The organism is Streptomyces sp. NPDC086989 (genome assembly GCF_044745505.1).
Lineage (GTDB): Bacteria > Actinomycetota > Actinomycetes > Streptomycetales > Streptomycetaceae > Streptomyces.
The window spans coordinates 556,794-569,151 of the sequence record NZ_JBIVAL010000003.1; the positions used below are offsets into that span (position 1 = coordinate 556,794).

13 protein-coding genes, 1 tRNA gene, 1 other RNA gene and 1 pseudogene are annotated in these 12,358 nt (G+C 73.4%); 9 read left to right on the plus strand and 7 right to left on the minus strand.

The window, feature by feature from the left end:
• Window positions 1-30: 30 nt before the first annotated feature.
• Window positions 31-963 carry a glucose-6-phosphate dehydrogenase assembly protein OpcA gene (gene opcA, locus ACIPK4_RS09275; RefSeq protein ID WP_402310474.1) on the plus strand — a complete coding sequence of 311 codons (933 nt, stop codon included), beginning with the start codon at window positions 31-33 and terminating at the stop codon, window positions 961-963.
• Here opcA and ACIPK4_RS09280 read toward each other — a convergent pair.
• Together ACIPK4_RS09280 and ACIPK4_RS09285 are read right to left on the minus strand one after the other, a co-directional pair.
• Complete coding sequence (locus tag ACIPK4_RS09280; protein ID WP_402310475.1) at window positions 912-1,388, minus strand: cupin domain-containing protein; 477 nt, start codon at window positions 1,386-1,388, stop codon at window positions 912-914. The two genes, opcA and ACIPK4_RS09280, sit on opposite strands and share 52 nt — an antisense overlap.
• Before the next feature lie 117 nt (window positions 1,389-1,505).
• Window positions 1,506-2,099: an MBL fold metallo-hydrolase gene (locus ACIPK4_RS09285; RefSeq protein ID WP_376204672.1), complete on the minus strand. Its 594-nt coding sequence runs from the start codon at window positions 2,097-2,099 to the stop codon at window positions 1,506-1,508.
• 104 nt (window positions 2,100-2,203) lie between these two features.
• Between ACIPK4_RS09285 and ACIPK4_RS09290 the strand changes: the two genes are divergently transcribed.
• The gene (locus ACIPK4_RS09290) at window positions 2,204-3,160 is read left to right on the plus strand and encodes a GlxA family transcriptional regulator (RefSeq protein WP_402310477.1); all 957 of its coding nucleotides are present in this window, start codon (window positions 2,204-2,206) and stop codon (window positions 3,158-3,160) included.
• 31 nt (window positions 3,161-3,191) lie between these two features.
• Here the strand turns inward: ACIPK4_RS09290 and ACIPK4_RS09295 are convergent, their stop codons facing one another.
• Window positions 3,192-3,869 carry an HhH-GPD-type base excision DNA repair protein gene (locus tag ACIPK4_RS09295; RefSeq protein WP_402310479.1) on the minus strand — a complete coding sequence of 226 codons (678 nt, stop codon included), beginning with the start codon at window positions 3,867-3,869 and terminating at the stop codon, window positions 3,192-3,194.
• 106 nt (window positions 3,870-3,975) lie between these two features.
• Between ACIPK4_RS09295 and ACIPK4_RS09300 the strand changes: the two genes are divergently transcribed.
• From ACIPK4_RS09300 to ACIPK4_RS09310, 3 genes and pseudogenes are all read left to right on the plus strand, one after another.
• Window positions 3,976-4,794 (plus strand): VOC family protein, encoded by an 819-nt coding sequence (locus ACIPK4_RS09300; RefSeq protein WP_402310481.1) that lies wholly within the window; start codon window positions 3,976-3,978, stop codon window positions 4,792-4,794.
• 438 nt (window positions 4,795-5,232) lie between these two features.
• Entirely contained in the window at window positions 5,233-5,424 is a 192-nt protein-coding gene (locus tag ACIPK4_RS09305) for a DUF1059 domain-containing protein (protein WP_402310483.1), read from the plus strand.
• A 14-nt stretch (window positions 5,425-5,438) separates the two neighbouring features.
• Window positions 5,439-5,630, plus strand: a pseudogene (locus ACIPK4_RS09310) (TOBE domain-containing protein); the annotation flags it as partial.
• Between the two features lie 54 nt (window positions 5,631-5,684).
• On the opposite strand, the gene ACIPK4_RS09315 reads toward ACIPK4_RS09310, so the two are convergent.
• The 3 genes from ACIPK4_RS09315 to ACIPK4_RS09325 all read right to left on the minus strand — a co-directional run bounded on the left by ACIPK4_RS09315 (window position 5,685) and on the right by ACIPK4_RS09325 (window position 7,439).
• A complete protein-coding gene (locus ACIPK4_RS09315) occupies window positions 5,685-6,131 on the minus strand; it encodes a molybdopterin-dependent oxidoreductase (RefSeq protein WP_402310485.1) in 447 nt (148 codons plus the stop codon).
• A gap of 336 nt (window positions 6,132-6,467) precedes the next feature.
• Window positions 6,468-6,866 carry a TOBE domain-containing protein gene (locus ACIPK4_RS09320; RefSeq protein ID WP_402310487.1) on the minus strand — a complete coding sequence of 133 codons (399 nt, stop codon included), beginning with the start codon at window positions 6,864-6,866 and terminating at the stop codon, window positions 6,468-6,470.
• A gap of 9 nt (window positions 6,867-6,875) precedes the next feature.
• Window positions 6,876-7,439 carry a hypothetical protein gene (locus tag ACIPK4_RS09325; protein ID WP_402310489.1) on the minus strand — a complete coding sequence of 188 codons (564 nt, stop codon included), beginning with the start codon at window positions 7,437-7,439 and terminating at the stop codon, window positions 6,876-6,878.
• 97 nt (window positions 7,440-7,536) lie between these two features.
• On the opposite strand from ACIPK4_RS09325, the gene ACIPK4_RS09330 reads away from it, so the two are divergent.
• On the plus strand, window positions 7,537-8,049 hold the full coding sequence (locus ACIPK4_RS09330; RefSeq protein WP_402310490.1) for a PadR family transcriptional regulator: 513 nt from the start codon (window positions 7,537-7,539) through the stop codon (window positions 8,047-8,049).
• A 216-nt stretch (window positions 8,050-8,265) separates the two neighbouring features.
• Here ACIPK4_RS09330 and ACIPK4_RS09335 read toward each other — a convergent pair.
• Window positions 8,266-8,350: transfer RNA gene (locus tag ACIPK4_RS09335), tRNA-Ser, on the minus strand.
• Window positions 8,351-8,481: 131 nt separating this feature from the next.
• Between ACIPK4_RS09335 and ffs the strand changes: the two genes are divergently transcribed.
• The 3 genes from ffs to purD all read left to right on the plus strand — a co-directional run bounded on the left by ffs (window position 8,482) and on the right by purD (window position 12,207).
• Window positions 8,482-8,580, plus strand: an RNA gene (gene ffs / locus ACIPK4_RS09340) — signal recognition particle sRNA small type.
• 54 nt (window positions 8,581-8,634) lie between these two features.
• Complete coding sequence (locus ACIPK4_RS09345; RefSeq protein WP_402310492.1) at window positions 8,635-10,893, plus strand: DNA polymerase III subunit gamma and tau; 2,259 nt, start codon at window positions 8,635-8,637, stop codon at window positions 10,891-10,893.
• 60 nt (window positions 10,894-10,953) lie between these two features.
• A complete protein-coding gene (purD, locus tag ACIPK4_RS09350; RefSeq protein ID WP_402310494.1) occupies window positions 10,954-12,207 on the plus strand; it encodes a phosphoribosylamine--glycine ligase in 1,254 nt (417 codons plus the stop codon).
• Window positions 12,208-12,358: the final 151 nt, after the last annotated feature.

The window sequence follows — 12,358 nt, forward strand, 5'->3', positions numbered from 1 at the left end:
GGGGCCTTCCGCGCTGACAGACTTCGCCCCATGCGGACCGAACTCACCGACACCACGTCCAGCAAGATCGACCGGGCGCTGCTCGCCGCCCGCCGGGCGATCGGCAGCCCCACCATGGGCCTCGTCCTGACGCTCGTCATAGCGACCGACGAGGAGAACGCGTACGACGCCGTCCGCGCGGCCTCGGAGGCCTCGCGCGAGCACCCGTGCCGCATCATCGCGGTGATCAAGCGCACCTCGCGCGGCCCGCACAAGCTCCGCCAGACCCGCCTTGACGCAGAGCTGCGGGTCGGCTCGGACGCAGGGACCGGGGAGATCGTGCTGCTGCGCCTGCACGGGGCCCTCACCGAGCAGGCGGGTTCGGTGGTCCTCCCGCTGCTGGTGCCGGATGCGCCGGTGGTGGCGTGGTGGCCGGCCGAGGCGCCCGCCGACCCGGCGCGGGATCCGCTGGGCGCGCTCGCGCAACGCCGGATCACGGACGCCGAGGCGGCCGCCGACCCGGTGGCGGTCCTGGACGAGCGGGGTGCCTCGTACGCCCCCGGCGACACCGACCTCGCCTGGACCCGGCTGACGCCGTGGCGGGCGCTGCTGGCCGCCGCGATGGACCAGAAGCCGCTGCCGGTGACGGGCGGGGCCGTGGAGAGCGAGGCCGACAACCCGAGCGCCGAACTGCTGGCCCGCTGGCTGGAGGACCGGCTGGGGGTGCCCGTGGAGCGGGTCGTCACGGACGGGCCGGTGATCACGCGGGTCCGGCTGGAGGGCCCGGCGGGCACGATCACGGTGGACCGCCCCGACGGGGCGCTGGCCACGCTCCTCCTGCCGGGCGGCCCCGACCGCAAGGTGGCCCTGAAGATCCGCAGCAAGGCCGAGCTGATCTCGGAGGAGCTGCGGCGCCTGGACGCGGACGAGACCTACGCGTCGGCGTTGCGCAGGCGGCCGGCCCAGGCGGCGCTCTCCGCGTAGTGGTTGTCGTACGTGGGCTGGCTGTCGATGATGTCCTGGACGGTGGCCTCGCCCGCGCGGACCCGGCCGAGGAGCCGGTAGTAGTCGAAGCGGCCCATGCCGGGCGTGAAGCCGACGAAGACGCTCGCCGTGTGTCCCGGGGAGGGCGCGAAGGCGTGCTTCACGCCCGCCGGGACGGACAGGAAGTCGCCGGCGGTGAGGGTCCGGACCTCGTCGCCGACCAGTACGTCGAGCCGCCCGGCGGTGACGTGGAAGAACTCGGTCGCCTTGGTGTGGAAGTGGACGGGGGCGCCGGCCGCGCCCTCGTCGAAGGTGGCGGTGTTGCAGGTGAGTTCGGCGGTGTCGGTCAGCAGGGTGATGACGCTGCCGGGGCCGTCGGTGATGGTCTCGGCGGTGGCGGCGCGGGTCAGGATCTCGTTCGTCATGATCATGAATCTACGCCGCCATGTGACCGGTGACAGGGGCCAATCTGGACCTTCATATGCCGGTCAATTCCGGCCGATGGCGTAGCCGGTCCCGCGGCGCTGCCCGCAAGTACACGGCTAGCGCGGGGTGTTGTCGTCGGCCGTGAACGGCCCGCCGTGGCCGGGCACGATCAGGTCCGCCGCAGCCAGCACCCGCTCCCGGGAGGCGCGCAGCACCGCGCGGTCCGGGGCCACCGGGTCGTCCGCGGGGCCGTTCGCGTGCCACCACAGGTCGCCGGCGAAGGCCACCACGCCGGAGTCCGTGCCCGCGAGCAGGGTGATGTCCTCGTTGCTGTGGCCCGGGGTGCGGATCAGGCGGAGCGACGGGGTGAGTTCGTAGCCTTCGGCGTCCCGGTTCGTCCACCGGTCGCCCCGGTACTCGACCTTGTGGTCGTGGACCAGGGCCCGTCCGAACAGGCCCGCGTTCATGGTGTTGTCCGGGTGGTGGTGACTGAGCACCACGTCGGTGATGTCGTCGGGGCCGAGGCCCAGTTCGGCGAGCGGGGCGAGGATGTCGTCGTGGCTCGCCACCATGCCCGGGTCGAAGATCACGTGCCGTCCCGCGTCGTGCACGTAGGAGACGGTGGCGGCGACTCCGGGGCCGGTGGAGCCGACGTATCCGGTGGTCAGGACCTTGAATGCGGCGCTGCGGCCGAGCGGTGCGTCTGTCATGTCCCCCATCCTTCCGAGCCGGCCGGCCGGGTACGAGTGGCACAACTGCCGCTGATCGCAGGATTGGTGCCAGGCAGGCGTGTCGGGCGTGGCACACTGCGCCGATGTCCCCCTTCGCGACGGTCGCCGCGTACACCCCGCCCGGAGTCGGCATGCTCGCCGTCGGCATCGTCACCGAGGTCTTCGCCCCGCACGGTGCGTCGGCGCCCGGCTTCGAGCTCGCCCTGTGCACCGACCGGCCCGGGCAGGTCCCCACCGACGTCGGCGTGCCGCTCACCCTCACGCACGGCCTGGACCGGCTCGCCGAGGCCGACCTGGTGATCGCCCTGCCGTGGGCCGGTTTCCGTACGCCGCCCGCCCCGGCCGTGCTCGACGCACTGTCGGCGGCACACGAGCGCGGCGCCCTGGTCGCGGCCCACTGCGTCGGCGCTTTCGCGCTCGCCGCCGCCGGGCTGCTCGACGGGCGGCGGGCCACCACCCACTGGCGGTTCGCCGGGCTGCTCGCCGCCCGCCACCCGGAGGTCAGCGTCGAGGCCGACGCGCTCTACGTCGACGAGGGACGTGTCGTCACGGGCGCGGGGGCGGCCGCGGGCTTCGACCTCTGCCTGCACCTGCTGAGGCGGGAGTACGGGGCCGCGATGGCCAACGCCGTGGCCCGGGACGTGGTGCTGCCCTCGCACCGCGACGGCGGGCAGGCGCAGTACCTGGCCGCCCCCGTTCCCGAGGACTGCCGCGACGAGCGGCTCGCCGAGGTCCTCGCATGGGCCCGCGAGAACCTCCACGAGCCGCTCCCCGTCGCGGAACTGGCCCGGCGCGCCGTGATGAGCAAACGTTCCTTCGCCCGCCGTTTCACCGCTGCGACCGGCACCACCCCGCACGCCTGGCTGCGCAGCCTGCGGCTGAGCGGCGCCGAGGAGCTCCTGGAGACCACGGACCTGCCGGTCGAGGAGATCGCCCGCCGCGTCGGGTACGGGAGCGCGGCCGTCCTGCGCGAACAGTTCGTGCGCCGCCGCGGGGTGCCGCCCCGCTCCTACCGCCGCTCCTTCACCGCCACGCCGTGACACCGGGGACGGCCGGGCCGGGCCGCCGCGGTCACTTCCCGTCCTCGCCGGCCCCGGCAGCCTTCCCGGTCTTCCCGGCCTTGGCGGCGGCCTTCCCGTCCCCGCCGGCCCCGGCGGTCTTCCCGGCAGCCTTCCCGGCCTTGGCCGCGGCCTTCATCTCCTGCTTGTGCGCCCGAACCTTCGCCAGGGACTCCGGCCCGGTGATGTCGGCCGCCGAGCGGTAGACGCCGGCCCGTCCGTAGCCGCCGGCCGCCTCGCGCCAGCCCTCGGGGCGCACGCCCAGCTGCTTGCCGAGCAGGGCCAGGAAGATCTGGGCCTTCTGCTCGCCGAACCCGGGCAGCTCCTTGAGCCGCTTCAGCAGCTCGTCGCCGGTCGGCACACCACGCCAGACGGCCTCCGCGTCACCGTCGTAGTGCTCCACCAGGTACGCGCACAGCTGCTGCACCCGCTTCGCCATCGACCCGGGGTAGCGGTGCACCGCCGGCTTCTCGGAGAGCAGTGCGGCGAAGGCCTCGGGGTCGGCGGCGGCGATGGCGTGCGCGTCCAGATCGTCGGTGCCCATCCGCCGGGCGATCGTGTACGGCCCGGAGAACGCCCACTCCATCGGCACCTGCTGGTCGAGCAGCATGCCGACGAGGGCGGCGAGCCGGCTGCGGCCGAGGAGCTCGTCGGCCTCCGGCTGCTGGGCCAGCCGCATCGTGATGTCCATGGCTCCAGCGTCCCGCGCGGCCGCGTTCCCCGCGCGGTCGCCGCACCGTGGACCTAGCGTGAGAACCGCGCAAAACCAGACGAAACGACACAGGAGCCGATCGATCATGGCTGAGTTCCCGGAAGGCGCTCCGTGCTGGGCGGACGCGATGTTCAAGGACGTGGAGGGCGCCAAGGCCTTTTACTCCGACGTGCTGGGCTGGACCTTCGGCGAGGCGTCCAGCGAGTACGGCAACTACACGCAGGCCTACTCCGACGGCAAGGCCGTGGCGGCCGTCGTCCCGCCGATGCCGGGCGCCGAGGCTCCGTCGCAGTGGTGTCTGTACTTCGCCTCGCCGGACGCGGCGGCGACGGCGGAGAAGATCAAGGCGGCCGGCGGCGAGCTGATGATGGAGCCGATGCAGGTGGGGACCTTCGGCACGATGGTGATCGCGAAGGAGCCGAGCGGTGCCGTGTTCGGCGTGTGGCAGCCGGGCGAGCACAAGGGCTTCGAGAAGACCGGTGAACCGGGCGCGTACGCCTGGGCGGAGGTCTTCACCCGTGATCCGGCCAAGGCGGACGGCTTCCTGCCGAAGGTCTTCCCGTACGGCGTCCAGAAGATGGAGACGGGCGACGACCCCGAGACGGCCGGGATGGACTTCAAGATCTTCAGCGTCGGCGGCACGGGGAACCCGGTCCTGGGCCGGATGGCCATGGGCGACGAGTTCCCGCCCGAGATCCCCCCGTACATCCAGGTCTACTTCGCGGTCTCGGACTGCGACGAGGCGGTGGCGAAGGCGAAGAAGCACGGCGGCACGCTCCACTTCGGCCCGATGGACAGCCCCTTCGGACGTTTCGCCGCGCTGACGGACCAGCAGGGCGCGGCGTTCGCGGTGATCGACATGTCGAACACGACGGGCGACATGCCGAAGATGTCGGACGCGTAGCCGTGCCTCTCGGGGCGGGGCCGGCCATGCGGCGGCCCCGCCCCTACCCGTAGAGCGGTGGGCCCCCGTCGGGCCCCCGGGCAGGCCCTGGTGGGCCCCCATTGGGCGTGGTCCACTCGCCGAGGGCGACGTCCTCGCCGTACACGGAGTCCTTGCGCGTCGCGGCGCGTTTCGGTCCCGGCCTCCGGGGCGGGGTCCGGCCCCGGCCCGGCATCTGGCTCGGAGTCCGGCTCGGGCTCCAGGGCGGGCGCAGGCGCCGGGCCGGGGCCGGAGGCGGCCACTACGATCCCACCGAAACGATCGGCGCCCGCGCCCTACCGGCTCGCCGTCCACGGAGTGCTCCAGCCGGGCGGCAGCTGACCCGGGGCCCCGGCGCGCGGCCCGGCTTTCGTCCCGTGGGGAAGCGGAGGATCGTGGGGAGTGGAAGGGAGGCGCGTCATGCGCAAGGTCATGGACTGCAGGGAGTACCCCAGCGAGATCGGGTGCACCCTGACCATCACGGGTGAGGAAGACGAAGTCATGGGGGCGGCCGTCCAGCACGCCGTTTCCGTGCACGGGGAAGAGGACTCCCAGGAGTTCCGCGACGCTCTGCGCGGCATGCTGAAGCCGGAGGTGCCCCAGCACGCGTGACCCGTGGCAGCCGCAGAGGCGAGCTGCCCGGCACCGTCTCCGACGTCGCCACCGGCGGCGCCATGGCCTCCGTCAAGGTCGGCGTGAACGAGGGCGGGCTGACCGCGGCCATCACCAAGGACGCCGTCGAGGCGCTCGGCCTGTCCGCCGGCTCCTCCGTGGTCGCGCTGATCAAGGCCACCGAGATCTCGCTCGCGACCGCCTGAGCGACCGCCTGAAGCCTCACAACCGGCTGAAGCCTCGCAGGCCCGGGCAGTCCCTCACAGCCCCAGGCTCGGCGGTGACAGTGCGCCGAACCACACGTGCGTGACCGCGCTGACGTACCGCGCCCCGCACCGGTCCGACGGAACCACCAGCTGTGCGCCCGCCCCGTCGAGGTCCTCACCGTCGAGGCGGGTGGCCAGCAGCACCGCGCTGTCGCCGAAGTCCGCGTCGAGCTCGGCCCAGGACAGGACCGAGTGGTGCCCGTCCCCGCCGCTGACCGCCAGCAGGAACCGGCTGCGGTCCTTGCGCCGGCGGGCGTCGAACGACGGCCCCGCGTCCGCGACCACGTCGCGCAGCAGCGCCCCCTCGAAGAAGTGGTGCTGCGGGCCGTTCGTCGCGCAGTCGAACGTGACCTCGGCCCGGTGCTGTGCCCAGTCCCGCAGGTCCGCGACGCTCAGGGTCGCCGGGTGCTCCAGATCTCCGTGCAGCATGAGTTTGGCCATGCGCACATGATTCCCGGGTCCGGTCATTCCGGAACCTCATCTGCAAGGTGCATGGGCTGCAATGAGCTGCAAGTGCGGGAGGATCTAACGTTCCTCCCTCGCAGATCTTGATCGGCCGCCTGCTCCGCCAGATACCGGCTCACCTTCTGCCTGCCTGCCTGCCTGCCAGACGACGTCGCGCGTCACAGGTCTTTCGCCCAGTACCGCCAGTACCGGGTGCGCGCGGCGACGGACGGCGACGCCCTGGCCGAGGCGCTGGCCCACCGCCTGGAGGGGCTCCGGGAGGCCGGGATGTCGGTCTGCGGGCCGGGCGGCTGACGGGGGGGCGGGTCGCGGTCAGGGGAGGTCGACGTAGACCTCGGTGGACTTCACCCGGGCCGTGACGCTCACGCCGACCGCGATCCCGAGCTCCTCGACCGACTCCCGCGTCACGACGGACACCACCCGGTGCGGGCCCGACTGGATCTCCACCTGGGCCGCCACCTCGTCGAGCCGCACCGCCGTGACGATCCCGACGAAGGAGTTCCGTACGGAGGTTGCCGTGCCGGTCCCCGCCGGAGGCTGCGGCGCTCCGGCCCGGGCCTTGGCGAAGGCGGCCAGCGTCGCCCCGTCGACGGACCGGGACCCGTCGGGCGTGCGGCCGACGGGCAGCCGCCCTGCGTCGGCCCAGCGGCGGACGGTTTCGGGGCTCACGCCGAGCAGGCCCGCAGCCTGCCCGATCGAGTACGACGGCACGCCCGCACCCTACCGCTGCCCGGCGGCCGGGGCCTTGGCCTGGACGGCGGCGACGTAGCGGACGGTGAAGAGCATCGGGACGACGAACCCGGCGGCCTGGACGAGCGTCGCGGGCGTCGAGTGGCCCTGGCCGGCGTGGGCGAGGGCGGCGAGGGCCCCGGCGGTGACCGCGAAGGCGGCGGTCCACACGGCGGTGATGACGACGTTGGCCCGGACGAACGGCCGCAGGCCCCACACCTCGCGCGGGGTGGTGCGCTTGGCGATGCCCAGGGTGAACGGCCTGCCCACGAGCAACGAGCCGCCGGCGATGAGGGCCAGGACGGCCGAGGAGAGGGCCGCGGAGTAGCCGTGGACGGCCGAGTGCGGGTCGGCGAAGGCGATGGCCGTCAGGGCCGCGAAGAAGACCGCCGAGCCGATCTCGATGATCAGCGCGTCGAACCCGGCCCCGGCCCTGCGCTGCTGGACGGCCACGGCGACCGCCGCGACGAGACCGGCGAGCGCGCCCCACTGCCACTGCGCGGACGGGAGCACGGCGAAGACGATCCAGGGAAGGAAGGTGCGTACGTAAGACATCGAGGGGCCCCCCGGGCAACTGACGTTCCTGCTCTGACATGTCGAAAGTAGATGTTCCACTACTGACATGTCAAGGGAGGAATGTAAGGTGAGGGGCATGAGCCTTCGACACGCCCTTCTCGGACTCCTGTCAGAGCGCCCGGCCAGCGGTTACGACCTGCTCAAGCGCTTCGAGACCTCACTGGCCAACGTCTGGCCCGCCACCCAGAGCCAGATGTACACGGAGCTGTCCAAGCTCGCCGACGCCGGAATGATCAGCGTCTCGGCGGAAGGTCCGCGCGGCCGCAAGGAGTACACGCTCACCGACGAGGGCCTGGCCGAACTGCGCCACTGGCTGACCGAGACCAAGCCCCAGCGCAACACCCGCAGCGACATCCTGCTGAGGGTCTTCTTCCTCGGCGTCCTCACCCCGGACCAGGCGCGGGATTACCTGACGGGACTGGCGGAACTCTCCGAGCAGGAGCACGAGGACCTGCGCCGGCTCGACGCCTCCATCGACTGGGGCGACGACACCCTGTCGGTCCACGGCAGGATCGCCCTGGAATACGGCCTGCGCTTCAACGCGATGCGCCGCGAATGGGCTCACTGGGCCGCCACCCAGATCCGCTGAGCCGGGTGCCGGTCGGTCGGTGCTCCGCAGGCTCAGCGCGCAGGCGGCGTTCAACGGAACAACGCCGCGACGGCTTTGTGACTCCCGCGCCGCCCCGGCCATCCCGGGGCGGCGCGGGGCGCAGACCGGGAACTGCAACCAGAGCCGCCACCCCGGAACGACGAAGGACCCGGCCGCATTGCGGTCGGGTCCTTCGGTTGCCCCGAGGGGCAGAGGCGGAGGATACGAGATTCGAACTCGTGAGGGGTTGCCCCCAACACGCTTTCCAAGCGTGCGCCCTAGGCCACTAGGCGAATCCTCCGCCGCAAACAATACAAGACGTTGAGGGGTGCTCGCGAACGTGATCGTCCGCGGGGACTGCCGGCGGGGATCCGGGTGGGGGCGGGGCCGGGGGCGGGTCGATTCCGGGGGCCGGTATCCGCTAGGGTGGGGCCCAGCCCCTCACGTGGCGCTATCTCACCCAACTCCCCCAGGGCCGGAAGGCAGCAAGGGTAAGTGGGCTCTGGCGGGTGCGTGGGGGGCGCTTTGCGTTCCGGGGCGGTCGGCGGGACGTCTTTGTCGGTGGGCCCGGATAACCTCGTAGACGTGTCGTCCCTTGCGCTGTACCGCCGCTACCGCCCCGAGTCGTTCGCCGAGGTCATCGGGCAGGAGCATGTCACTGTCCCCCTGATGCAGGCCCTGCGGAACAACCGGGTCAATCACGCGTACCTGTTCAGCGGTCCCCGCGGGTGTGGCAAGACCACCAGCGCGCGCATCCTGGCGCGCTGCCTGAACTGTGAGCAGGGTCCCACTCCCGACCCCTGCGGCGAGTGCCAGTCCTGCCGGGACCTGGCGCGCAACGGCCCGGGGTCGATCGACGTCATCGAGATCGACGCCGCCTCGCACGGTGGTGTGGACGACGCCCGTGACCTGCGGGAGAAGGCCTTCTTCGGGCCCGCCTCCAGCCGCTACAAGATCTACATCATCGACGAGGCCCACATGGTCACCTCGGCGGGCTTCAACGCCCTGCTGAAGGTGGTCGAGGAGCCCCCGGAGCACCTCAAGTTCATCTTCGCGACGACCGAGCCCGAGAAGGTCATCGGGACCATCCGGTCCAGGACGCACCACTACCCCTTCCGGCTCGTGCCGCCCGGGACGCTGCGCGACTACCTCGGCGAGGTCTGCGGGCGCGAGGGCGCCATGGTCGAGGACGGCGTGCTGCCGCTCGTCGTGCGGGCCGGCGCCGGATCCGTGCGTGACTCCATGTCCGTCATGGACCAGCTCCTCGCCGGTGCCGCCGAGGAGGGTGTGACGTATGCCATGGCCACCTCCCTGCTCGGGTACACCGACGGGTCGCTCCTCGACTCCGTCGTCGACGCCTTCGCCGCCGGGGACGGGGCGGCGGCCTTCGAGGTCGTCGACCGGGTGGTCGAGGGCGGCAACGACCCGCGCCGGTTCGTCGCCGACCTGCTGGAGCGGCTCCGGGACCTCGTGATCCTGGCCGCCGTGCCCGACGCCGGGGAGAAGGGGCTCATCGACGCTCCCGCCGACGTCGTCGAGCGGATGCAGGCCCAGGCCTCGGTGTTCGGGGCCGCCGAGCTCAGCCGCGCCGCCGACCTGGTCAACACCGGTCTCACCGAGATGCGCGGGGCGACCTCGCCACGGCTCCAGCTGGAACTGATCTGCGCCCGGGTCCTGCTGCCCGCCGCCTTCGACGACGAGCGCTCCTTCCAGGCCCGGCTCGACCGGCTGGAGCGGGGCGGGTTCGCCGCGGGCCTGGCCGCGGTCCCGGCAGGCGCGCCCGCCATGGGGTACGTGCCCGGGCCCGAGGCGCACGGCATGGCCCCGGCCGGGCCCGCAGGGGGCGCCGCCGCCGCGCGGGCCGCCGCTGCCGCCGTACGGGCTCCCGAGCCGGCCGCCGCCGCGCCGGCCCCCGCTCCGGTCCAGGCGCCGACTCCGGCCCAGGCCCCTGCGGCCCAGGCCCCGGCACCTGCTCCCGAATCCGCTGCCGCTCCCGCGCAGGCCCCCGCCGCCGCGCCCGGGGCCTGGCCCGGGGCCGCACAGCCGGGCAGCGGCGCCGCCCCCGGCGCCTGGCCCGGAGCCGGCGCCTCCGCCCCGGCCGCTCCCGCCCCGGCCGCCTCTGCGGCCGGTGCCTGGCCCAGCGCCGCCGCACCCGGGTCGGGCCGGCCCGCGGCTCCGGCCCCCGCTCCGGCCGCAGCTGCTCCGGCCCCCACTCCGGCACCGTCCGCTGCCGCTCCGGCCGCCGCCCCGTCGCCCGGCATGGCCGCCGGCGCCGGGCAGGTCCAGGCGATGTGGCCCGCAGTCCTGGAGGCCGTCAAGAACCGCCGTCGCTTCACCTGGATCCTGCTCAGCCAGAACGCCCAGGTCACCGGCTTCGACGGGACGACCCTCCAGCTCGGCTTCCCCAACGCCGGAGCCCGCGACAACTTCGCGAGCAGCGGCAGCGAGGACGTACTCAAGGCCGTCCTGGCCGAGCAGTTCCAGGTCAACTGGAAGATCGACGCCGTGGTGGGCGGCGGAGGCGGCCAGCCCGCGGCCGCGTCCTCGTACTCCGCCCCCGCCGCACCCGCCTACAGCCCGCCGCCCGCCGCCCCGGCGCAGCCGGCTCCCGGCCCGCAGCAGCAGCCCTACCAGCCGCCGCAGCAGTCCCAGCAGTCCCAGCGGCCGCAGCACGGCGGTTCCGCGCCGCAGCCCCCCGTACAGCAGGCGCCCCCGCCGGTGGCGCCCGAGGACGACGTACCGGAGGAGGACGATCCCGACCTCGTCGAGAGCGCCCTGACCGGACACGACCTCATCGTGCGCGAGCTCGGAGCCACCGTTGTGGAGGAATACACGAACGAGTAGGAGCCCGTACTTGGGTGGCCGCACGAAGGGCGGCCGCGCGAGCGGGCTAGGCTGCAAGGCGTGAAGGTCCTCGTCATCGGCGGCGGCGCCCGCGAACACGCCCTGTGCCGCTCTCTGTCCCTCGACCCCGACGTCAATGCGCTGTACTGCGCGCCCGGCAACGCCGGCATCGCCGAGGTGGCGGAGCTGCGCCCGGTCGACGCCCTCGACGGCGCGGCCGTGGCCCGCCTCGCCACCGAACTCGGCGCCGACCTGGTCGTCGTCGGCCCGGAGGCCCCGCTGGTCGCCGGCGTCTCCGACGCCGTCCGCGCCGCCGGCATCCCCGTCTTCGGCCCGTCCGCGCAAGCGGCGCAGCTGGAGGGCTCCAAGGCGTTCGCCAAGGACGTGATGGCCGCCGCCGGCGTCCCGACCGCCCGCAGCTACGTCTGCACCACCCCGGAAGAGGTGGACGAGGCCCTCGACGCCTTCGGCGCCCCCTACGTCGTCAAGGACGACGGCCTCGCCGCCGGCAAGGGCGTCGTGGTCACCGACGACCTGGCGGCCGCCCGCGCCCACGCGCTGGCCTGCGACCGGGTCGTCATCGAGGAGTACCTCGACGGTCCCGAGGTCTCCCTCTTCGCCATCACCGACGGCGTCACCGTCCTCCCCCTCCAGCCCGCGCAGGACTTCAAGCGCGCGCTCGACGGCGACGAGGGCCCCAACACCGGGGGCATGGGCGCGTACTCGCCCCTGCCCTGGGCCGACCCGAAGCTGGTCGAGGAGGTCATGGAGACCGTCCTCCAGCCGACCGTCGACGAACTGCGCCACCGCGGCACCCCGTTCTCCGGGCTGCTGTACGCCGGCCTCGCGATCACCTCGCGCGGCGTCCGCGTCATCGAGTTCAACGCCCGCTTCGGCGACCCCGAGACCCAGGTGGTCCTGGCCCGGCTGCGCACCCCGCTCGCGAGCGTGCTGCTGAACGCGGCCAACGGCACCCTGGACGCCGAGCCGCCGCTGCGCTGGCGCGAGGACGCGGCCGTGACCGTGGTGATCGCCTCCCACAACTACCCGGAGACCCCGCGCACCGGGGACCCGATCGAGGGCCTGGCCGAGGTGGCCGCCGAGGACGGCCCCGACGCGTACGTCCTGCACGCCGGGACCCGGCGCGAGGGGGACGCGGTCGTCAGCGCGGGCGGCCGCGTGCTGTCGGTGACGGCGACCGGTTCCGATCTGGCACAGGCCCGTGAGAAGGCGTATAAGGCCGTCGCGCGGATCCGGCTGGACGGCTCCCAGCACCGTACGGACATCGCCGCCAAGGCGGCCGAAGGCCGCTGAGCAGCGGGGCTTGCGTGACGCGGGCCCGGCGCGCACCCCGGTGCGCCCGGGCCCGCGCGCGTGTCCGCGTGCGAGTGCATCCGGCCGCATTCGAACGCAGCCACCTTTACCCAAAGCCATTCCATCGGGTGATCGTCGCCCGGTCCGGCTG

Excerpts from the sequence above, each read along its gene's own strand:
- ACIPK4_RS09285 (WP_376204672.1), bottom strand. The coding sequence starts at position 2,099 with ATGACAGACGCACCGCTCGGCCGCAGCGCCGCATTCAAGGTCCTGACC.
- opcA (WP_402310474.1), top strand. The coding sequence starts at position 31 with ATGCGGACCGAACTCACCGACACCACGTCCAGCAAGATCGACCGGGCG.
- ACIPK4_RS09300 (WP_402310481.1), top strand. The coding sequence starts at position 3,976 with ATGGCTGAGTTCCCGGAAGGCGCTCCGTGCTGGGCGGACGCGATGTTC.
- ACIPK4_RS09290 (WP_402310477.1), top strand. The coding sequence starts at position 2,204 with ATGTCCCCCTTCGCGACGGTCGCCGCGTACACCCCGCCCGGAGTCGGC.
- ACIPK4_RS09305 (WP_402310483.1), top strand. The coding sequence starts at position 5,233 with ATGCGCAAGGTCATGGACTGCAGGGAGTACCCCAGCGAGATCGGGTGC.
- ACIPK4_RS09330 (WP_402310490.1), top strand. The coding sequence starts at position 7,537 with ATGAGCCTTCGACACGCCCTTCTCGGACTCCTGTCAGAGCGCCCGGCC.
- ACIPK4_RS09295 (WP_402310479.1), bottom strand. The coding sequence starts at position 3,869 with ATGGACATCACGATGCGGCTGGCCCAGCAGCCGGAGGCCGACGAGCTC.
- ACIPK4_RS09315 (WP_402310485.1), bottom strand. The coding sequence starts at position 6,131 with ATGGCCAAACTCATGCTGCACGGAGATCTGGAGCACCCGGCGACCCTG.
- ACIPK4_RS09280 (WP_402310475.1), bottom strand. The coding sequence starts at position 1,388 with ATGACGAACGAGATCCTGACCCGCGCCGCCACCGCCGAGACCATCACC.
- ACIPK4_RS09325 (WP_402310489.1), bottom strand. The coding sequence starts at position 7,439 with ATGTCTTACGTACGCACCTTCCTTCCCTGGATCGTCTTCGCCGTGCTC.